Annotated in this window: 16 protein-coding genes and 2 pseudogenes; 9 read left to right on the top strand and 9 right to left on the bottom strand. The window is 58.3% G+C overall.

The features are described from left to right. The first annotated feature begins 92 nt into the window (after positions 1–92). The gene (locus XH98_RS38320) at positions 93–359 is read left to right on the top strand and encodes a hypothetical protein (RefSeq protein WP_271621658.1); all 267 of its coding nucleotides are present in this window, start codon (positions 93–95) and stop codon (positions 357–359) included. A 439-nt stretch (positions 360–798) separates the two neighbouring features. Continuing rightward, complete coding sequence (locus XH98_RS38315) at positions 799–1,761, top strand: UDP-glucuronic acid decarboxylase family protein (protein ID WP_220006279.1); 963 nt, start codon at positions 799–801, stop codon at positions 1,759–1,761. 300 nt (positions 1,762–2,061) lie between these two features. Here XH98_RS38315 and tnpC read toward each other — a convergent pair. From tnpC to XH98_RS38280, 7 genes and pseudogenes are all read right to left on the bottom strand, one after another. Next, a pseudogene (gene tnpC / locus XH98_RS38310) lies at positions 2,062–2,758 on the bottom strand (IS66 family transposase); the annotation flags it as partial. 47 nt (positions 2,759–2,805) lie between these two features. Beyond that, positions 2,806–3,153 carry an IS66 family insertion sequence element accessory protein TnpB gene (gene tnpB, locus XH98_RS38305; RefSeq protein WP_271621657.1) on the bottom strand — a complete coding sequence of 116 codons (348 nt, stop codon included), beginning with the start codon at positions 3,151–3,153 and terminating at the stop codon, positions 2,806–2,808. A 532-nt stretch (positions 3,154–3,685) separates the two neighbouring features. Continuing rightward, a complete protein-coding gene (locus XH98_RS38300) occupies positions 3,686–4,024 on the bottom strand; it encodes an H-NS histone family protein (protein WP_271621656.1) in 339 nt (112 codons plus the stop codon). Between the two features lie 152 nt (positions 4,025–4,176). Further along, positions 4,177–4,332: a hypothetical protein gene (locus tag XH98_RS38295; RefSeq protein ID WP_271621655.1), complete on the bottom strand. Its 156-nt coding sequence runs from the start codon at positions 4,330–4,332 to the stop codon at positions 4,177–4,179. 588 nt (positions 4,333–4,920) lie between these two features. Then, positions 4,921–5,121 (bottom strand): hypothetical protein, encoded by a 201-nt coding sequence (locus tag XH98_RS38290; protein WP_220006295.1) that lies wholly within the window; start codon positions 5,119–5,121, stop codon positions 4,921–4,923. Positions 5,122–5,750: 629 nt separating this feature from the next. Further along, complete coding sequence (locus XH98_RS38285) at positions 5,751–6,212, bottom strand: DUF4399 domain-containing protein (RefSeq protein WP_271621654.1); 462 nt, start codon at positions 6,210–6,212, stop codon at positions 5,751–5,753. Between the two features lie 21 nt (positions 6,213–6,233). Next, positions 6,234–7,778: an SUMF1/EgtB/PvdO family nonheme iron enzyme gene (locus tag XH98_RS38280; protein WP_271621653.1), complete on the bottom strand. Its 1,545-nt coding sequence runs from the start codon at positions 7,776–7,778 to the stop codon at positions 6,234–6,236. A gap of 435 nt (positions 7,779–8,213) precedes the next feature. Here XH98_RS38280 and XH98_RS38275 point away from each other — a divergent pair, with 435 nt between their 5' ends. After that, on the top strand, positions 8,214–8,396 hold the full coding sequence (locus tag XH98_RS38275) for a hypothetical protein (protein ID WP_271621652.1): 183 nt from the start codon (positions 8,214–8,216) through the stop codon (positions 8,394–8,396). A gap of 586 nt (positions 8,397–8,982) precedes the next feature. Continuing rightward, positions 8,983–9,282, top strand: a pseudogene (locus XH98_RS41340) (hypothetical protein); the annotation flags it as partial. A 1,000-nt stretch (positions 9,283–10,282) separates the two neighbouring features. Here the strand turns inward: XH98_RS41340 and XH98_RS38265 are convergent. Then, positions 10,283–10,600, bottom strand: a complete 318-nt coding sequence (locus XH98_RS38265) for a hypothetical protein (protein ID WP_057747554.1) — start codon at positions 10,598–10,600, stop codon at positions 10,283–10,285. A 1,425-nt stretch (positions 10,601–12,025) separates the two neighbouring features. On the opposite strand from XH98_RS38265, the gene XH98_RS38260 reads away from it, so the two are divergent. From XH98_RS38260 to XH98_RS38240, 5 genes are all read left to right on the top strand, one after another. Next, positions 12,026–13,600: a hypothetical protein gene (locus tag XH98_RS38260; RefSeq protein WP_271621650.1), complete on the top strand. Its 1,575-nt coding sequence runs from the start codon at positions 12,026–12,028 to the stop codon at positions 13,598–13,600. Positions 13,601–13,660: 60 nt separating this feature from the next. Beyond that, positions 13,661–14,692, top strand: coding sequence for a TAXI family TRAP transporter solute-binding subunit (locus XH98_RS38255; RefSeq protein WP_271621649.1), 1,032 nt, complete (start codon positions 13,661–13,663; stop codon positions 14,690–14,692). Then, positions 14,689–15,318 carry a hypothetical protein gene (locus XH98_RS38250; protein WP_271621648.1) on the top strand — a complete coding sequence of 210 codons (630 nt, stop codon included), beginning with the start codon at positions 14,689–14,691 and terminating at the stop codon, positions 15,316–15,318. Before XH98_RS38255 ends, XH98_RS38250 begins: the two co-directional genes overlap by 4 nt. 40 nt (positions 15,319–15,358) lie before the next feature. Further along, a complete protein-coding gene (locus XH98_RS38245) occupies positions 15,359–15,958 on the top strand; it encodes a DsrE family protein (protein WP_271621647.1) in 600 nt (199 codons plus the stop codon). A gap of 863 nt (positions 15,959–16,821) precedes the next feature. Continuing rightward, the gene (locus XH98_RS38240) at positions 16,822–17,127 is read left to right on the top strand and encodes a hypothetical protein (RefSeq protein WP_271621646.1); all 306 of its coding nucleotides are present in this window, start codon (positions 16,822–16,824) and stop codon (positions 17,125–17,127) included. Between the two features lie 354 nt (positions 17,128–17,481). On the opposite strand, the gene XH98_RS38235 is transcribed toward XH98_RS38240, so the two are convergent. Beyond that, positions 17,482–17,631 (bottom strand): hypothetical protein, encoded by a 150-nt coding sequence (locus XH98_RS38235; protein WP_271621645.1) that lies wholly within the window; start codon positions 17,629–17,631, stop codon positions 17,482–17,484. Positions 17,632–20,143: the final 2,512 nt, after the last annotated feature.

Below are 20,143 nucleotides of genomic sequence, written 5' to 3'. Positions count from 1 at the left end.
TGTCCGCGGCATTTGGTGCGACCGCGCGCCCTTGCAACCTTTCGGAACCCGTAGCATTATTGCCCGTCTCATTTTAATAGGGATTCCATGCAATGAGCCTCCGTGCCCTTGTTCCATCGATTGCCCTTTCCGTACTCGGCATCGCCATGAGTACAACCATGGCTCCGGCCGCAGAACTGGCGCTTGCCCCATCGCACCATCGCGCGGCCTACGTCCAGACCGGCTATGTGTTTTGGGACGACGTCTATCCCCCCGCGGTCTATGGCCCGCAGCTTCGTCCCGTCGAAGAGGTCCAAGCCATGAAGGCACAGGCCCAGCCGATCCCTCGTCGTGGTTGGTGGCCATTTTGGTTTCGGTAAGCACCGGAGTGATTAGCTAAGCCAAGTCACGCTCGAACAACGACCGCCGCTACATCGGGGCAACCGAGCAGCGGCGGTTTGCGTTGCAAGCTCGAGCTTTTTCGCTGATGGGACTGCCGCGGAGCGCTTTTCAACTGCGTACGTTGGGCGATGCGCTCAAGAGCCGCGCAACCGCAGCCGGGCACCGCCTGTCACGCACCTGCTGGGCCGGGCAGCCATAGCGGCGGGCGACATCGGTTACAATGTACGCATCCGGCGAAGGCCCCGGCTAGACTAGCCGCGCATCGCCGCGCGCCCCGGCTGCAAGAAAATGCGAAAACAACCCCTGCACAGTAGGGGTGATTAAATACCTCAACCCAAACCCACTTCGCTATTGGCCAGTCCGACCGTTGCCGATACCACTCAGCCCGCCCCCGCCGCGCGGACAATGGAACCGATCATGCCGTTTGAAAGCTACAAGAATAGCCGCATCCTCGTAACGGGAGGCGCCGGCTTCATAGGATCGCACATCTGCGAGCGACTGCTCGATGCCGACGCCGAGGTGGTGTCGGCGGACAATTATTTCACCGGCAGCCGGCGCAACATCGCCCATCTGATCGCAAATCCGCTATTCGAGGCGGTCAGGCACGACGTCACCTTCCCGCTCTACATCGAGGTCGACGCGATCTTCAACCTGGCCTGCCCGGCCTCGCCGATCCACTACCAGCGCGACCCCGTGCAGACCACCAAGACCTCGGTGCATGGTGCCATCAACATGCTCGGCCTCGCCAAGCGGCTGAAGGCGCGTATCTTCCAAGCCTCGACCAGCGAGGTTTACGGCGATCCGCTGATTCATCCCCAGACCGAAGATTACTGGGGCAACGTCAATCCGATTGGCATCCGCTCCTGCTACGACGAGGGCAAGCGCTGCGCCGAGACGCTGTTCTTCGACTACTGGCGCCAGCACGGCCTGCCGATCAAGGTCGCGCGCATCTTCAACACCTATGGCCCGCGCATGCAGCCCAATGACGGCCGCGTGGTCTCGTCCTTCATCGTCCAGGCGCTGAAGGGCGAGCCGATCACCGTGTTCGGCGACGGCGATCAGACCCGCTCGTTCTGCTATGTCGACGATCTCGTCGAGGCCATCATGCGGTTGATGGCGACTGCGGAAGAGGTCACCGGCCCGATCAATCTCGGCAACAATTCCGAGTTCACGATCCGCGAGCTCGCCGAGAATGTCATCAAGCTCACTGGCTCGCGCTCCAAGCTCGAATTCAAGCCGCTGCCGCAGGACGATCCGCGCCAGCGCCAGCCCGACCTCACCAAGGCGAAGGCAGTCCTGAACTGGGAGCCGAAGGTTGCGCTCGAAGACGGGCTGAAGGAGACCATTGCCTACTTCAAGCACTCGCTCGAAATCGCCTGATCCCGCTCGCGCCTTCCATCGTCTCGCCCGCTGCTCGCTGCTGCTGGCATGCCGGACGTGAGCTTGCGGTCGGGCCGCCGGCTACTGATCTGAAGTGCCTCTGCAATCGAACGAACCGTCTCGCCCGCGTCAGCCCTCGCCAGAGCGAGTGCGCTAAGATCTTCCGAATAGGGTCGCGTCATCCATGCTGGCACCGGTTCCCCAGCATGGAGTTTGAATCAGATATTGCCGCCGGTGGGAATCCCGATTCCGGAAAAAAACAACATGCGCTAGGCTGCTTTTGGCGGAAGGCTGATCGTGCTATGCGGCGTGGGCGACGCTTTGAGGCTGCCAATTCCAAGGCAGCAGTTCGTCAATGCGCTTGGCGGGGTGATCTGGTAGGCGCGCCAGCACGTCGGCAAGCCAGGCCTGCGGGTCGATGTCATTGAGCTTGGCGGTGGCGATGAGACTGTAGATGGCGGCCGCACACCAGCCGCCCTCGTCGGACCCGGCAAAGGTCCAATTTTTTCGACCCACGGCGACCGCCCGTAGCTCGCGCTCAGCAGCATTGTTCGACATGCAAAGCCGTCCGTCATCAAGGAAGCGGCTAAATGCATCCCATCGGCTGATGGCAATAATTGATCGCTTTGGTCGTGTCATTGTTCCTGGAGAGCTTGGCGCGCTGCTCGCGCAACCACGCCTCCAGCTCGACGACGAGCGGGCGGCCGCGCTTCTGGCGCACACGCAAACGCTCCTGCGGAGCAAGGCCGTTGATCTCGCGCTCGATGGCGAACAGGACATCGATGCGCTTGACCGCCCCGGCCGCGATCGGCGCCTTGCTGAGCCGCGCGAGATCAAAGAACTTGCGCCTGCCATGCGCCCAGCACGCGGCCTCGATGATCGGGCCACCTTTGCGATTGGCCTCATAGAGCCTGCCAAAGCCGGCGTAGGCGTCGGCCTGCATCAGTCCGGCATAGCCCGCCAGATGCTGCTCCGGATGCACACCGCCACGGACACGCTCTCAGTCCGGACTGCTGGTCGCGCCGTCGATTCAAATCACAGCGATCAGCCGGCCGTCTGCGGCCGCCACGTATGTTGCGGCATCCGCCAGTCAATGCCCTCAAGCAGGTAGCCAAGCTGGGCTGGGGTGATCGTCACCACGCCATCAGCCGACGACGGCCAGAGAAAGCGGCCGCGCTCCAGCCGCTTGGCATAGAGCGACATGCCCAGCCCATCATGCCAAAGGATCTTGATCAGCTTGCCGCTTTTGCCACGGAACACATAGAGGTCGCCACCGTGCGGGTCTCGCTTGAAGGCTTCCTGCACCAGCAAACCCAGCGAGTTCATGCCGCGACGCATATCAGTGTGGCCGGTCGCAATCCACACCCGCACGCCCGACGCAATGGGGATCACCGGAGGCGTCCATCTGCCAGCGCGGCCACGGCAGCCTTTAGCGTCGCCGCGTCGACCGCACCCGTGATCCGCATCCGAGCTCCGGTCGCAAACTCGATCTCGATCGCCCCGCCGCTGCTAGACAAGGCGTCGGCCCCGATTCCGCGACCACCACCGCCGGTACGAAGCCAGGCTGATCGGCGGCATCCTTCGGCTCCGGCCGAAACGAGCGTCGCCATCGCAGCAGCAGTGACCGCGAAACGCCATACCTGATGGATACGTTACAATCGCACCCGGCTTCGAGGCTTTCCGCGACAATCTGGGCCTTCTCATGCGGCCAGTTCTTCCGACCCGCACCAGCATGCACTTGTATCCGTCTGGTGAAGGCCGCCTTGCCGAATGAGGCGTGTTGAGTACTGTCCTAATGGACAGTGATGGGCGCACCATCGGCAGTAATGAAGGACTCCGTTGATAGTGCTGATACGCGAGCAAGCAGCCCCTCGTGGCCGCGCTTGGCGCGAAGCGTGAGGATGACGAGGGAAGGCACGAGGCCTTATCCGCTCCTGCGTCGGCCTTCGCCGCGTGGACGGTCGATCAGGAAGTCCTCCAGCCTATTTCCAGCCATAAGCTGTGCTTTGAGCCACAGAGGTGTCTTGCCACGGCCTGACCAACTTTGCACCAGATTATCTGGATTGTGATACTTGGCGAAAACTGGCGGGTACGAGCGGCGTTTTCGCACACCCCTCATCCTCTCGGCAGTGTCGAGTTCACAAAGGCGCAATTCTAATGCGGCTTTCTTGGTGACTATCTTTTCAGCCAGAACATCCGTGATTTCTTGATACAAAATCCACAGATCATCTGTGCACATGGATCTAAAGTCGTCACTTGTCATGAGCTCCCCAAAGCAAGACACCGTGTTTGCGCTGCAAGCGGCAATCTAATCTACTCCGGGTGACCGGCAAGAGTTGGGCGATATAATCCACATTATTATCATTACCCTGGGTTTTCGCCGCCGAATGCAGGCTGGTCCATCTGCAGCGTGGTTCAATCGTCAGCAATGGTCAGGCCGACCGTCCTTGAACAGATCATCGAGCAGCGCAATTCAAATGGATGCAGGTCTTCAATTTTAAATATGATCTTGCCAGCATTCTCGTTTTGAATACCACCATCCATACTGCTGAGGAGTTTCTGCGATGCCACTGCATTTCCGTCGCTCTGTCACGCACATGGACATATGGAGTGCAAGCACTCACGGCCTTGCTTTTGTGGTCAGCCTCGAGAGCATCGATGGTCCCAGGTTTTATGATCGCCCTGGCTATATGGCGAGTTGGAGGCCGCTTTACGAAAGCGCGGCGCCATGGAGCTCGATGCTCGATGCATCCCCATTCACGATGTTTGCGGAGGCCGAGAAGGCCTTGGTCTGCTCAGACGTATAGGACGAGATGAGCAGAACTCGATGGCAGCACCTATAGTCTCCAACCTCTCAGGTTCGCGATAGCCGTCAAGCCCCGACTCCTGGCGCTCACAGCCGGACTTGAGCGGGACCTGGCACGAGCACCGCCAGTTTAGGGCCCCCTTCCCGCGCCGGAGCATCTCCAGCGGAAATTCCCGGGCCTGCGCGGTTGATGCTGCTAACTCCGCTTCTACGAAGCGGTGACAGATGCGGGCAAACTCCGGCAAGTTCACGCCGAAGGACTCTCGAGCCGGGGAGACCACACCAACTGATGATTGGCCCAAAGCCCTTGGCATCATTCTCCGGGCTGCGCTAACCCTGCACCGTGGGCGGGGCTACCGCCACATAGTAGGAGCGTCACTCAGCGCTTTCCGGCCGACCTGCATCAGGCCATCGGCCGATGTTTCGCCTTTCGTCGCGGCCTCGAGAATTTTGGATGCCACATGTGCACGGGCACCGGTTTCGTGAGGCGAAACGCCATCACAGATTTCGTTCAGAACTGCACGTAGCAGGGCAGTGGTAGCGGCATCAAACATCGTGCCCCCCGGAGAATGAAAGATACAAGGATCGGATCGAGAGACGTATTCAAAGAAATTATTCGTCAGTTTAGCAAAACAATCCAAGGGTTCAATCGGATATATTTCAAGCCAAGGAATTTTGTGTATTTTTTTAAAGTAGCTAGACTAGACTGCCCTTTCTCATCCTCGGGATTTTTAGGGAAAGCTTAAGTTCTCGCGCCTTCGAGATGACGGCAGCTGGACTGCGTTCAAGCCTCAACGCAAGTTCTCGGGTGGGCAATTCTCGCGCTAGCGTCCTCAATAAGGCCAGATCTTGATAGCTCCACGGTCTCACGACGTGTCGTCGCATCGCTGTCTCCAACTCGGTTAAATAAAAAATCTACTTCCAAAAATTCGTTCGAGCGCCGCATACAATGAAAATAGCGCGGTTTAGGCGATGTCGAAGCAGGCGAACCGCCCGGAGCTGACAGGCTTCTGGAATTATTACGAACTGAGCGCTCTCGGTTTTAATTAACAAACCTCGCCGCTTGCCAACAGCAAGGCTCACGATCGGAGTTTGGCTCGCGGGGTTGCACGCTTTCTTGGGTCGTTCGTGGACAATTTGCGAGCCTGTATCGCGAGATTTTCGGCCACGAGCCAGGAGCCGCCTAGTGCAGACGACGCCAGCGACGCCGCTTGATAGCCTCCTCTCCGACCCGGACGGTGACTTTGTCCGATACGACCGGAGGATCGAATGGGTAGTGCTTGGCGTCGCCCAGAACGAGCTGGAGAGTGTGCCTTCCAGGCGGAAGTTCGAGATACGTTTCGGTCTGTCCGGCGCCGAAGTGCAAGTGAGATTTGTCTTGCGGGATTGGCTCCTTGGGATCGACCGGCTCGTCAACGTCCACCAAAAGATGGTGATGACCGCTGTTCGCGTAGTCGTCGCCCGCGTGCGTCACGCCCATGTTTCGCAGCCCGAACCGGGCCCAAAAGCCGCTTTTGACTTTCTGGCCATCCACGGGCGAGATAAAGTACAGCTTCGCGTCATTCGGAGCCGATTTACCTTGCCCATGCGCCATTTCTGTCAGCAAGAGCGGCGCTACAAGGACAACCATACCCACAATCCTCATCCGGTACCTCCTTGCCAGTTCTCAGGAACCTAGGGCCACGCGCAGGCCGTGCGTCGGATATCTGACACCAGTGTCATAGCTGTCTCGGTTCGAGGGACGCACGTATCTGGCATCGTTTTTCCAAGAGCCGGACCGAATAACGCGCGAGGCGCAGTCCCCTGTAATCCAGGGTGAGCCATCTGTCGGCGCGCCCTGATAATTTTTATGCCAGCAGTCATCGGTCCATTGATCGACCGTCCCTCCCATGTCGTACAGACCGAACCGATTTTGCGGATAGTTTCCCACCTTGACCGGAGCCGTGGACGAGGACGGTTCGCAATCCTTGCATCCCGCCATCCCTGGCATCATCCGATCGCCCCACCAATACTTGGACTGAGTGCCTGCGCGCGCCGCATATTCCCACTCCGCTTCACTCGGCAGCCGATATGGCTTGCCGGTCACCTTGGCCAGCCATGTCACATATTGTCGTGCATCCGTCCAACTCAGGTTGCCCGCTGGCGCCTCGTCGTCTCCCGCTGCGGTAACGGTGCACGCCTTGGCGGCGGCGCATTCATTCCATTCTCGAACCGTCACTGGATATTTGCCAATTGAGAAGGGTCGCACCGTCACCTGATGGATCGGCCGTTCGGTCGGATCATCGTTGCTGCCCATTGCAAACGCACCACCGGGAATCGGGACCATCTCGGGCTCGCGCGGAGTAGGCTCATGAGACGCCTGCGGAACGGGTGTGCTCGACTTCGCCACGATGGTTGGCGCGTTGACGCTTGACGATGCCGGCGCCTCCGGGCTCTGCTGAGACTGAGCCAGACTGGGAGTTGTCGGCGTGAGTGGAGCGACGGGGGTCGAAGACGGAACCGAAACTTGCCGCCCCTCTCCACCCTTCGGCTGCTGGACCAGGTACCACAGCACGCTGCTCGCCAAGACCAGACTTGTGACGCCCAGCAGCAAGATCAGGATCGTCTCGCGACGATTCCGTCGACCTGCAACTGCCTGTGCATCGGGGAGGACCCGGTAGATCGTCACAGGATCGGTGATGTTCTTGACGCGCCGGTCTCCCAACGCTTCATAGCCGCAGACCAGCTTGTGTTTGATCTGCTCGTAGATTGCGCCGGAGATGAAGACCTGCCCCGGTTCAGCAAGACCTTCGATGCGCGTGGCGATGTTGACGCCGTCGCCGTAAATGTCGTCCGGCTCGACGATGACGTCACCCAGGTTGACGCCAATCCGATACTCGATTCTTGAATGCTTCGGCAAAGGGACGTTGCGGCCAAGCAAGTTCTGCTGAATCACGATTGCGCAACGCACCGCTTCAACCGGACTGTCAAAAATCGCGATAAAGCCGTCTCCGGTCGTCTTAACGAGCCTCCCCTCGTGTTCGCTTATGCTCGGCTCCACCAAATCGCGCTGAATGCGTTTGACACGCTTGTGGGTCCCCTCCTCGTCCAACTGCATGAGATGGCTATAGGAGGCGATATCACCGACGATGATCGCTGCGAGACGGCGCGGCGCGCTACTGTCCCCACCTCCCTCCCGCTCTCCAGACCTGAAACTGCGTATCTCGGCCATCATTAAGCTCCAGGGCTGCGGACAGTTCTTGAGTCGCCATGCAGCTTTCGATTGGCGTGATCAAAATGATATTAAATAGACCACATTTAAATGGGAGGTCAATGTCTATCATCGGACCATTAACTGAATTCAATGCAGCGATCTCTTGGTGTATCCTCTGACCATTGCAGGCTCTCGTGCTGCGAAAAGCGTTCAATCAATTGTTTAGATGGTTCCGCGGAGTCGAGCGGGGCCTCTCGCCGATTGCCTCGTGCAACGAACTTTGGTCACCGGCCCTGCTCTTTTTCATGAACAGTAAGGACGATCGGTTTGCCTGCGGGAAAGCAGCCGCCGCTGTGAACGGGGTCACAACGGAATTGAAACGAGAGCGCTAAGGTGCGTCGCCGCACTTGCGGGAATTTCCTATAGGTGCGCGCTCCAAAGATGGAGGCGACCATGCTCGTCATATTCGACCTGCTCTATCGCGAATATTGCCGCGCCCGCCTTGCTGAAATGCAAAAACTGCTTTTGCTCGCCGGCGAAAGCGCCAAGCCTTCAAACGAAGGTCACGGCGCGGCTGATCAGACTCACGGCGAGAACGACTCCCTGCAACAACGCAGCTGGCACGCCGCCGATTGAGGCGGCTGACCGCGGCGCACCCTTGTTGCCGCAGCATACGTCGCTGACAACCTAACCATAGCGAGCACAGATATATGGCTTGGCGGACGGGAAGCCACGGAAGAAGTCGTAGCTGCCAAATCGCGCATAGCGGGAGATCCAAGTTGCATTTGGTATGCGCTTGCCCCCTTCCGACTACCCGCCTGCGCAAATACCAGGGCCAATGAGATCCGCATTTAATTTGGCCTAATTCGCAGTCCGATCCTGACGAATTCCACCTTCCGGTTCGCACTGCGTGACTAAATTTGGCCAAAATGGCACTGGTCTTTATCTCCGGGGCAGGACCAATTAAACCCCGGAGTCTTGCATGTTTAAGCAAATAATTGTTGTGTCCCTGCTTGTTTCAATTGAGCCCATCTCCTCGCAAGCTCGCCCGTTCCGCACGAGCCGGCCGCCAGAATGTAATGTGACAATGCCGTGCGATTTTTCCTATTCACTGCCAGGTGCGGCGCGATTGTCTCGATCTTCCTATGGACTGCATGTTCTTGAGCGAAGGCCGTTTGACAGATTGGCTATGTCTGCGGGCAGAGTAGACGTCCCAGTCGCTCGAATCGTTGGAGGTCGCCCTGCGGGCTGTCCTCAATCCTTCTGCGGCTGCGGTGCGGCTATGCGTGTCTTTGGCCGCATCGTGCCAGAACTGAATCTCGCAGCCAATTGGCTGCGCTTCCCGCGGACGTCGCCAGCGCCCGGTATGGTGGCAGCGCGACACGGACACGTCTTCGTCTTGGAACAGCACATCGGTGGCGATATTTGGCTGGCGTATGATGCAAACTCGGGAGGCCACGCGACGAGGATTCACGCGCGTTCGCTGCGAGGCTACACAGTGGTCAATCCGCACGCAGCATGACGTACGCCGCTCCCGGATTCGCCCACCCTGACGCGCGAAAATGCGCGATCGAGCTGGGCGAGCATGCCCATTCCAAATAGCGCGATTGCAATGCCTCTATAATCCGATGTCGGGTTGAAGGCTGCGCGCAGGTTACAAACGGTCAGCCGCCAGGATAGGCAGGGGTGTTCAATCTCATTCATGAGCCCGAAAGTCGACAATCACTCGGTTTGAATATCATTTCGTCAAAATGAGCAGATCAGACTAGCGCCGAAGCATGAAGCTGCCGCGGCGCTACGTTCGGAATACTCAATTGATGGTGGCGCACCCCGTTTCGCATCGCTCTGATCGCGCAAGAAGTACGCCGTCGGCCAAATGCTCCCAATACTCGGCCTCAGCGAGCAGCTTCCAACTTCGATCGGGATGATGAGCTGCAGTTTGTCGGCACAGCTGTGCCATCGCGCGCAAGCGGCGTACGGTGTCCATCCACTCCTCCCTTGGTATTATTTTCTCGAAGTCTAATTCCATTTTTACGTCCAAGCCATTATGATTACATTTAATAACTATTTTATATAGGCAGAGGGTACTTTATTCTGGTTTTCAGCGAGCATAGCAGTCGGCTGGAGAACGCCGCTTTAAGGGTCGCCAACGCGACCGCTCGAAGCAAATCTTCCCTCGGGATGGTCCGCCCACCGGGAAGAGAGTGACTCGGCGGGCATTCAGGGCGTGGCATATTTTGGCGTCTCGCTGGTTAGGTCTGATAGGGGGCAGCGGGCCAACACCCTCGCTAGCTTACCTGAGCAGAGATTGCGGGCTGGTTCGGCTCGAGGTGCAGAATAACCTCTGCATTGACGCGACAGTCGGCCTTGCGGATCATCGATGCGGCGAGGCCGAGGCCTGCGATCAGTCGGTCCCGGGCCGCTGTTGGCAGCGCACCACCTTCGGCGCGAGGAGACGAGTTCGGCTCGCATATGATGGCGCATCACCCCACACAGAGAGTGTTTACGAAAGCGATTCCGCCTCAATGTCTCGCCGCTCTCTCCAAGAATTCCAGCAGCGCCGGAGTCACTTCGTCGATCTCGACAAAGCGGCGACGCAGCTCATCTGCGATGTCCGTGGTGACATCACGGGACCATCCTTCCGCCGTGTTGAACGCCACGATGCGGCTGGGATGCTCGTACTGACCATCGATCAAACGTCGCACCAGTGTCGCGCGGGAGGTGTCCTCTTCGGCCGTCTCGCACCAAGCTCTCCCAAGTCGGCTCCCGAAATCCTCAAGCACAAGATAGACGTCCTGATCTGCCGCCACGAGAGGCACTATGGATGGGGAGCGGGTCATGCCAGAACCTCTAAAGGACTTCGATAACTGCATCATTTCGACTGTTTCGCTATTTACTCATGCGGTCGATTTATAATCAAGTTTAAATCGACATTATTTGTGGACATGATTTTAATTTGAGGTAGGATTGGTGGTCGCTGGCGCCGGATGGACGCGCCAAGGACCTGCGAGAAACGGCCCCGGCATCCTCCTGCCCCCCTGCTTACGCCCCCAAGGGTGCCGGGCCGTTTCCTTGCCGCTCGGTGCCTCGTGCGGAGCGGCTGTCGGCGCGATTGAGCGCGGCTAAGCACAATCGGTTCGGTAAGGATTATTTCTGGCGAGAAGGGCGATCTCGAGGTCCTTCGCCGACACAGTCGATCAGGACAGAGCTTGCGAAGGACTCCTTCGAACGTATGGAGTTCGAGGGCATCGGCGGTTCTGGGATGGCTTTGTTGCAGCAACCGTTAGCTCTGAGCGGGCGCCGGTCCTGCCAACTGTCGGCTCTCGGGCGCTCTCGTTTCCGCCTTTGCCGCGTTGTGTCGTTTGCCGAGTGGGTCAAGGCGCCGCTACTTTTACGAGGACTTGCCAGGACCACCGGTCCGGCCAACGCTGTTTGTGATTTCAGAAGCATCTTGGGAGTCGCGCTATGCCCAGAACATTAGAAGCCCTGCTGTGGTGCTCAGCTCTCGCGACTTGGCTGATGCTTCTCTTCGTCGTCATGGAGAAGCGAGTGAAATCGCTTACAAGGATCGTTAGTCGCATGGTCGCTGAAGTATTCAGGATCAAGACTAACTAGTTCGCCTTACGCTGGGCCCTCGCAGAAAAGACCAACGGCGCGTCCATTGCGCAGCATCATCCGCTTGCTGGCGAGCGGACTGTTAACGCAGTTTCAAGGCACCCGGTCAGCACTGAGGATGGAAAGGGTTTGGAAAGGAAGCCGACGGCCCTGCCGGAGCGCGCGTGGGAACAGCAGCGCTGCGAAAGCGTGAACCGCAGCTCTTTTCAGAACCAGAGCTACCAGTTTCGCTCGGAACCTCGGACGCCCTAGTTCCGTCCGATCTGATTGTGCACGCCCCAGAACGCGAACGGCAAGGGGGTTCGCTCCAATTCCCATCATCAGTAGGATCGTATCCAGCATGACAATTAAATATTGCTTTAATTCGATATGTATATAATAATTAAATCTGGATTGGGTTTTACGGCTGAAGGTTCGAAAGGCCTTAAACGCGCCAGCCGCGCCTCTTCTGGCTCGGGCATTGTGGCCCAGCCCCATCCAGCCGGAGCCATTTTTCACGGCTGGGATAGTGGGAAGCAATTGAACGACAGATCGATGAACTGTCCATACTGCACACACTTTCGATGGAGCTTCATTGGCATGAGGCGACCCATTTCACGGGCTTATCCCACGCAATCCAGGAACTGCCCTGCTGTCCCGATGGTCCTCAGATGTTTCGCTCAAGTCCTTTAGCAATAACGCTTCTGCTGCCAGCGCTGGTCGTCCCTGCTTCTTACTTGCTTGCCGACGACCAGCCAATTCCGCCGGCGGAGCCGAAATCACAACAAGAGTGCACCACCTATCAGCGGCAGCAGATCGACTACGCCCATGCAGCAGCGCAGAAGAGCCGGGAGTGCTCCGAAAAAAATCGAACAGCCAAGAGCGACGACATCGTGCTCTACCGGTCCTCGTGCGGTGGCAACATATTGAGCGCCTTCAAATCTTGTAGGGAATTGGCCGATGAGGCTTGGTGTGCTCTTGCAGGCGTCAGCGAAAAAGTAAGCGCATGTCTTGCAAAGGCCGGGGCGGCAGAACAGAAGCGGCTCACAGAGGTGCTCGCTCAGAGTGAAAAACAGAACAGGGTTGAGACCGAAAAGGTCCCAAGAGGAAACGATGCGGCGTGGGACAGCGGCTCTGGCACCTCCAATTCCCCACCACAAGAACAGGAGCATGTCGGGCCACTGGAACGGCCTTTGACAACGGCCAGCAGCAACGCCGAGAGGCAGACGGCATCATCCGCAAAGGGGATAGACGACGCCAGCGGAGCCAAGCAGGTCATGGACGACACCACGGCGGAGCTCCGCAAAGTCCTGCAACACGAACAAGAGCGCGCAAGCCGCTTGGAGGCAGCCTTGGCAGCGGCCCGGCGTGAGGTGGAAGCTCAAACGGCGCTGGCGACCAAAGCGATCGATGAAGCAAACCGGATGAAGCAGACAGCGGAGCAGAGCTCTGCGGAGCTCAAGCTGTCGTTGGAGAAAGAGCACGAGCGGGCCGAGGCCTTCGAGAACGATCTGTCGATGGCGCACGCCACAATCTACGCGTATGAGGCTCAGGCCCGCAGGGCCGCTGATCGGGCGGCTACTCCCCAGGAGGCGTCGGAGAACGGCACCGCAGAGTTGCGGAGGTCCTTGCAACACGAGCAAGAACGCGGCGAGCGGCTGGCGCATGATCTCGAGGCGGCCCGGCAGGAAGTTGAGTTGCAGGCCGCCCAGGCGAGCGCCGAAGCTACTCGGCTGAGGCAGGTTGCCGCGGACACGTCGGCGGTCTCCTTGAGATTGCTTCAGCAGGAGCGCGAAAAGACCGCACAGCTGGAACGGGAGCTTGCATCGCAGCGGAATGCTGCGTCCGGGGATACCACGAAGCGTCGGGGCGTGCAGGACAAACGGCTCGAGGCTGACGCGATCAGGCCTGTTGCGACGTCCCAGACAACCCTAGGCGCCACGCGAACGAACGCCAGGCCTGATTCGGGGAATGCTGCAGAGGTGGCAAGACTCGTAGCCCGGGCAAGTGTCTTGCTTGGTCAGGGTGATATCGCCTCGGCGCGCGCGGTGCTCGAGCGTGCCGCCGAGATCGGGGATGCGCACGCAAGCTTCGCACTTGCGGAGACCTATGACCCGATCGTCCTTCGCAAATGGGGCGCGTATGGGACGGTCGGCGATGCGGCGAAAGCGCGAGATCTCTACGCAAGAGCACGGGCCGGCGGCATCAAGGAAGCGGAAGAGCGGCTCGACGCGTCGCGGCGCTGACCCGCGATTGAGGAGGGGCGGCGCGGACAGAAATTGGAGATCCATCGGAGGGCCTGGCAAATGAACTCTTCTTTCGGTCGATGGACGCTGTTTGCTTTCGCTGCCTCGATTTCCCTGTTGCTGACCGTACGGCCGGCTTGGGTTGAGGCGCGTACCAAAAGCTTCAAGGCTCAGGGCGTTAGCGTGCATCAGGCGCCTAAACCGCAAGATACGATGAACGCCTGGACGATCGGTCTTGCTGGAGGCCTCATCGAAGGCGCCCCCATCCGACTCGCCGCCGAGATGGCCCGCGTCGTCGATGACGGAGATAATCTCCACGTCCTGCCGATCGTGACGCGGGGGCCGACCGAAAACGTCAATTCATTGCTCTACCTTCGCGGTGTTGACGCTGCGATCATCAATTCCGACGTACTCGAAGAGTACAGAAGCCAGGTGCCCGACATCCAGCGCAGGCTGGCCTACGTTCTCAACCTATTTCCATCCGAGCTACACATCTTCGTGCGACCGGAGGTTTCCAAGCTGAGCGATCTGGTCGGCAAGAAGGTGAATTTCAATACCCAGGGCACCGCCGCGGCCTATTCGGGTCCGCTGATCTTCAGTCGTCTCGGCCTCGACGTTGAGCAGACATTCATTCCACATCAGGTTGCACTGGAGCAGATGCGCAAGGGCGATATCGCCGCAGTTGTATTCATCACATCGAAGCCGGTCGACGCGTTCGTGCGCGGTCACTGGGATCCAGGGTTCAAGTTCCTTCCCGTCCTCTATGATGGCAAGCTGGAGGATTATTATGTTCCTGCCTTTCTCGACGCGAGCGATTATCCCAGCCTGATCAAGCCAGGCGAGCGCGTGCCGACGATCGCAGTGCCGACGGCGCTGGTCGCCTTCAATTGGGCTCCGAAGTCGAACCGCTTCGGGCGCGTCGCGCGCTTTGTCGATCGACTGTTCTCGCGGATTGAGAGCTTGCAGGTCGCGGGTTTCGATCCGAAGTGGAAATCGATCAATCTTGCGGCGACGGTTCCTGGGCTTTCACGTTTCCCCGCCGCACAAGCATGGCTGGATGCCCATCCACCCGCGACACAGGCATCGCAATGAAACGGGCCGTCGTATTCGACTCAGCCGTTCTCGTGTTTGTGAGCGGCGTAGCCTTAGCGCAGGGGGAGGACCATCCGACGGCACAGCTTCGCGCCTGCTCGGGGATGGCAGGCGCGCAGCGGCTGAAATGCTTTGACGAGCTCTCCCAGGCCATCAGGTCTGCTATTCCTCTGGGGCGCAACGAGGATGGCTGGGTTGTCGGCCAGACGAGATCACCCGTCGATTTCTCACCGATCGCCACCGCGACGATATCATCGCGCCAAGATGTGGGCAGTGCGATGCGGCTCTCGATCCGATGCCGCGCTGGACGCACGGAACTCGTGGTCGCAGGATCTGATGTTTCGGGTCGCGGTGAGGACTACGCCATTTCCTATCGGGTTAATGGCGGCCAGGTCATACAGCTGCCTGCGGCTGCTCCAGCATTTGGAGGCGGTGTCGCGTTCAAGACTGATGCGGCGGCCTTGATACAATCGCTTCCTAGCCAGGGCCAGCTTGACGTGCAACTTTCCCGGTCGACACAAGCATTTCTAGACGCCTCTTTCTTTTTGACCGGACTGGACAGGGTGCGCGCGAAGATCGCCGCTACATGCAAATGGCCGCAAGCGATCGCGAAGCCCAACAACTAGTGAGCGATAGAAGACTTCTTTTCAGATAGGAGATTGGAACATGAGCAAGTTTCGATACATGCTAAGAATAGCCATCGTCTGCATCGCCGCACTCCTGCTTGGCGCGTCGTTCTCTGCTGGGCAAGAGTACACCCGTCCGTGGCTGGCGCCAAAGCAGGCAGTTACGGAAGGGATGAGCACCATAAACACGCGTGCGACGTCGCCCGCGAGTGCGCGGACGCGCCATCAAGCGGCGTCTCCCCGGACGGATCGCCACGCCATGGCGAATAGCAAGCAGCACCATCTGGTCCTCCAGGTGAATACAAATGATCCCGCAGCAATGAACCTCACGCTCAACAATGCAATGAACGTCACGCAATATTACAAGGACGTCGGCGACAAGGTGAAGATCGAAGTGATCGCGTTCGGTCCCGGGCTGCACATGTTCCGCGAAGACACCTCGCCAGTGAAAGCGCGGATCGAAACGATGGCGCTCAGCACGCCGGAGGTCTCGTTCAAGGCCTGCGGCAACACCCAAGAGAACATGCGGAAGGCTGAGAACAAGGACATCCCGATTATCCCCCAGGCTGAAGTGGTCAAGTCCGGCGTCGTGCGGGTGATGGAGTTGGAAGAGCAGGGCTGGACCTATGTTAAGCCATAGACGGGAGCATTCATCGTAGCGCTGCTTCTCGGTACAGCGAGCCGGAAGAACATCGCTCGGTCTGTGACGTGCCGCCTCGCGAGCGAGGCGATACGCCCCGAACGCGCATGGCACATCGAAACCTGCTTGATCCGCGTTGGGTAGGGCGGTGACTGAAAAACAATTCTCGGTCTGTCCACAGTGCCTCTTGGCGGTACTTGAGGAAGACAAAGCCGCAGCGCACCACGAACATCGGCATCTGTACCCTTGAGCCACCCCGTTGATCTCCCCAAGGGGCGGCACTCGCCCGCGTCAATCGGTGCACCCTATTCGGCCAAGACACCACGATTTACAGCTTCTTAGCTCGGCGGTTCGTGCATCCGGCATTTAAATACCCCTCGGCCGTGATCGCTAAGACTTGTCGCGATCGATTGATTATTCTTAATATAGGGGAGAGCTGCGGGTGGTGTTAAATTTCCGGGGGCCAAATATGACTTTCTCGCCAGAGGATCGTAGTTACATTCGGCTGCTGCAACTTGGACCTTTTAACAAGCGCGTCCGCGGCGGCTGGCGGTTCGGGACCAAGCGGATCAGCGACGCGGTAGTTGATCGGCTCGTCGCAAGGGGCATCGCAAGCCGCGAAGGTGATCGGGTAGAGCTGACCAGCTCTGAAGCCGCTGAGTGAGTTGCGAGGGCACGTTAGGATCCACAGCGCAACGCTAGTGCGACCGGTCCGCGGTATCTTTTCTCCGATGCCCTGTCGCTCGGCTTCGGAACGCTCGACCGCGCGAAGCGGACTGCAATTTTCTCGTCGCCCTCCCATTTCAAATCATGTATTGTTTGATTTGATTTTCGAGTTATCGATCGGGGCGGAGAGAATACTCATGGCCCAGCGAGCAACATTTCGCGCCGATTTCCGTGACTTTATTGCGCTATATTTATCGGCTGTAGACCACAACGAAAACCATTACGACGCATCTCGACTGCACAAGCTTTTTGTGCCCACTCGAAGCACTTGCGAAGACCTCCTCGATCCCGCATCAGATCCCGCCGGGGTGTATGATCCAATAAGTGGCGGCCGCGCGTTTGGCCCAAGCGGTCAGGCGGTCGATCGCGCGGCGAAGTATGACCACGCAAGCGCCTTTCTTCATGCAGTACTCAAAGGGGTTGGACCAAAAACAGCACCGTAGACTACCGTTTCGTGGGCGGACCCATCCGACGGAGCTAAGCACGCCTGCAGGCGAGCCTGAGCGCACGACACCAAAGCGCCGCCGAACGGCCATGGAATCGTGGTTCTCGTCAATATGCCGGGCAGCACAGGGCCCGTTTATCATTCCGCAACGTCAAGTGTATCGAAATCAAAGCAAAACCGCAGCGGCGGGATATTAGCGTTGCGGATGCACGTTGCTCGACTGTATAGCCGCGACCGAAAGCCCTTCTCACATTCGGCGATGTCCGCCATCGCAGCGCACGCGGACATCTCTATCGAATGAAGAACCGTTCAACGACACGGACAGCTCAATCGGACGTCCATGCATCGTCACTCACTGATCCCGCCTCAGCGATGAACTGCCTGCGGCACCGCTCTCCGATCGAAGCTGTTTGAGCCGCGTCTCCAACGCGCGCTTTTTGGCAATCAGCCTCTCCGCAAGAATGGCATTGACCATGCTGTGGAGCTCCCACAGCTCGTCCATCGACATTCTCTCGAACTGGTCCTGATACATGATTCCCCGAATCACGACGTCGATAGGGTGGGCGCATGCGATGGAAAGTGCAACCAATCGGCGGTAGCAAGACTGTTGCTCCCTTGAGACCGCTGGGGAGCGACCGGGCTTACCTTTAGCTGCTCCGCCCTCTGACTGATAGCAGAGCCCTCTAAGCGGAATCGTCGGGCGCGTCGGTTTCGTCACCTCAGGCAACCCGCGTTCTTCTGAACCGTGAACCGCAGCGCGGCTGCGGCTTAGACCTTGTTGAGACATTGAGGTTTTCGGGGCCTCAGCTTGAGGCAAGGCGCGGGGGCGGATTTTTCCGAAAGGCCGCGCTGCATAATTGAGACCAGCCGAGCAACTTCGACGATGTGTCTTCGAAGGCAGTCAGGCAAATGCGCATCGCACGGACGAAAGACTGGCGACGCGCTGCCCGGATCCCCGGGTCGAGACGAAATCGCATAACTATCGAGCGAACATTCATTTGAGGCCGACGGAGGCCGAACGAACCAGACAGTCCGGCAAGGCACCGCCAGCTAGGCCGGCCCGCTCATGCGATCCTCGGGTTTTTTCGCGCCCTGCTTCTGCACCTGCTCCTCTACGAATATCACGATCGTACGCCGAGCAGCCGGGTCCGTTACTTTCTGAAATGCTCTGATCAAGCGGAGCATCTGTAGATCTTCGACGAAGTTTGACATTGAAAGCCCCCATTCACAATTGGGAAAGCTCAGTGTTAGGTTCGCGCGGCAGGCTGGCCTCTCGTCGTCGTGTCCACGTACCCTTATCTCAGCGCGTGGTGTTCTCCTCGAAGTCCAAGATCCTGCCTCGAATAATTTGGAGTTCTGTCAGATGACAAGCAGGAGCCTGAAAAGCATAATCACCGAAGGGAATCAGTATTCTTGTCCGACTGGCGATACCAAAGTCCCAAGTTTCGCGCGACGATTCTCAAGTTCGTTCACTCTAGAATTAGGCTCGCGGCCAGAGCTCCATCGACCTCTACGTGCAGCGTCCACGACTCAATCAATGGACCAATCCTCCAGTCGCTGCGGGTTCATGCTGCCCTCCTCCGCTGGCTTCTGACATCCGCACCATATCCAACGGCCAGGCCTGCTGCTTGCCGGTAGGTGTCGTTGCCCCGACAAGCCCACCGTCCGCTTTTTCCTTTAAATTTATAGTTTAATTTTTAATTATTATCAATTTAAATTTTCTCATATTAATATAAATAATGGGCGCCATTTCCGATGCCACGACTCTAGGCGGAGACTCAGATTGCTCAGTATTTGTTCGCTAGGCGACTTCGAGAGAAGCGCCATGACCGGAGTAGCCGTTTGCGTAGTGTGCAGCCGCTGGAGTGCTCAAGGTCGGAATTACAGTCCTGCTGTTGCCCGCTGGATCATGACTGTCCCTCAGCCGGATCCGGCGACAAGCACGATGAGAAGCAGATAGCGCGCGCGGCAAGATACGAAAGGGGCGAAACCAGCCTTCAGACCAAGCCTGAACCATTTTGCCTGAACGGCTTAGCCGCCATTTTTGATCAATTTGCCTTCCAGCCGGCATGAGACTGCTTCGCCGCTTTAGCTTCGGCGATGGCGACGCTCTCGCGTAACTTCAACAGCTCGTCATACGCCGCTCGAAGTGGATCGCAATCCTCGACCGCAGGAGATCGCCTCGAGAAGTTTGTCGTGCCGTAGGATGAATATCTGATCATCGCAAACACGCAGCCATGATGCACCCAAAGCGTAACAGGGCATTGCCGTTGCGCAACCAGAGCCGCTCGTTAAGCTTGATGTTGGTGCAAAAAGTTAAGATCGGTACGAAGATGTGGTATTCGCGCGCATCGCGCAGATCCTGCGACGGATGGATTAAAGATGCGCTGCCGGCCGACGACGGCTAAGCGACAACCATAGCAGCTGATTTCGCAGGAGCGTACATAGTTCACGTTCCAGACGAACAATGTAGCCGATGTCGCTCAGCGTCTAATTGTCCCGACGTCCCCCGGGGGTTCGAAAGACCGCAATGAGCCGATCGCCTTCCCAAAGCTCGACATCGTGCTCGCCAGACATTTGCTCGGCCCGATATCTCGCGCTCTGCTCGTCGATGCAATCAAGCTTTGCGGCACAGATCGGGTGCCGGCTACTGTCCACCAGGAAGGCTTTGTACCGCATGGCGATCCCATCCAATGACTCCGCCATCCTAATCGAATGGCTGCCTGATGCAGCACCAAATCCATTTCAGCAGCTGCGGAACCTTTGTACGTGTGGCCATTTCGCTATAGACGCCTGAACTCGTGGCTTTCGATGCCGAGCCGCGTCGGGTCCGCCATGAAACGCCCGCGGTCTTTCCACCCTCCTATCGGCGCAGGATTTCCGAGCCGCATTTCGCCCCACCGATCCGGACCCTTTTGGCTTCTCGTCCGGAACGCTGAGGGCTGATTGGCAAGCGCTGTAACTGCAGGGTTCAGGTGAAACTCGATCCGAAACCAAAGCGAAAGGAGCGCACG

The sequence above is a fragment of the Bradyrhizobium sp. CCBAU 51745 genome, from assembly GCF_028128715.1.
GTDB lineage: Bacteria > Pseudomonadota > Alphaproteobacteria > Rhizobiales > Xanthobacteraceae > Bradyrhizobium > Bradyrhizobium manausense.
Note: the sequence above shows the minus strand (reverse complement) of the source record. Positions and strands in the feature narration are given on the sequence as shown.

What these genes read in the sequence shown, in the direction of transcription:
- XH98_RS38255 (WP_271621649.1), top strand. Translation starts at nt 13,661, where the DNA reads ATGAACTCTTCTTTCGGTCGATGGACGCTGTTTGCTTTCGCTGCCTCG.
- XH98_RS38275 (WP_271621652.1), top strand. Translation starts at nt 8,214, where the DNA reads ATGCTCGTCATATTCGACCTGCTCTATCGCGAATATTGCCGCGCCCGC.
- XH98_RS38235 (WP_271621645.1), bottom strand. Translation starts at nt 17,631, where the DNA reads ATGGACGAGCTGTGGGAGCTCCACAGCATGGTCAATGCCATTCTTGCG.
- XH98_RS38245 (WP_271621647.1), top strand. Translation starts at nt 15,359, where the DNA reads ATGAGCAAGTTTCGATACATGCTAAGAATAGCCATCGTCTGCATCGCC.
- XH98_RS38285 (WP_271621654.1), bottom strand. Translation starts at nt 6,212, where the DNA reads ATGAGGATTGTGGGTATGGTTGTCCTTGTAGCGCCGCTCTTGCTGACA.
- XH98_RS38240 (WP_271621646.1), top strand. Translation starts at nt 16,822, where the DNA reads ATGGCCCAGCGAGCAACATTTCGCGCCGATTTCCGTGACTTTATTGCG.
- XH98_RS38290 (WP_220006295.1), bottom strand. Translation starts at nt 5,121, where the DNA reads ATGTTTGATGCCGCTACCACTGCCCTGCTACGTGCAGTTCTGAACGAA.
- XH98_RS38300 (WP_271621656.1), bottom strand. Translation starts at nt 4,024, where the DNA reads ATGACAAGTGACGACTTTAGATCCATGTGCACAGATGATCTGTGGATT.
- XH98_RS38315 (WP_220006279.1), top strand. Translation starts at nt 799, where the DNA reads ATGCCGTTTGAAAGCTACAAGAATAGCCGCATCCTCGTAACGGGAGGC.
- XH98_RS38320 (WP_271621658.1), top strand. Translation starts at nt 93, where the DNA reads ATGAGCCTCCGTGCCCTTGTTCCATCGATTGCCCTTTCCGTACTCGGC.
- XH98_RS38280 (WP_271621653.1), bottom strand. Translation starts at nt 7,778, where the DNA reads ATGGCCGAGATACGCAGTTTCAGGTCTGGAGAGCGGGAGGGAGGTGGG.
- XH98_RS38265 (WP_057747554.1), bottom strand. Translation starts at nt 10,600, where the DNA reads ATGACCCGCTCCCCATCCATAGTGCCTCTCGTGGCGGCAGATCAGGAC.
- XH98_RS38250 (WP_271621648.1), top strand. Translation starts at nt 14,689, where the DNA reads ATGAAACGGGCCGTCGTATTCGACTCAGCCGTTCTCGTGTTTGTGAGC.
- XH98_RS38260 (WP_271621650.1), top strand. Translation starts at nt 12,026, where the DNA reads ATGTTTCGCTCAAGTCCTTTAGCAATAACGCTTCTGCTGCCAGCGCTG.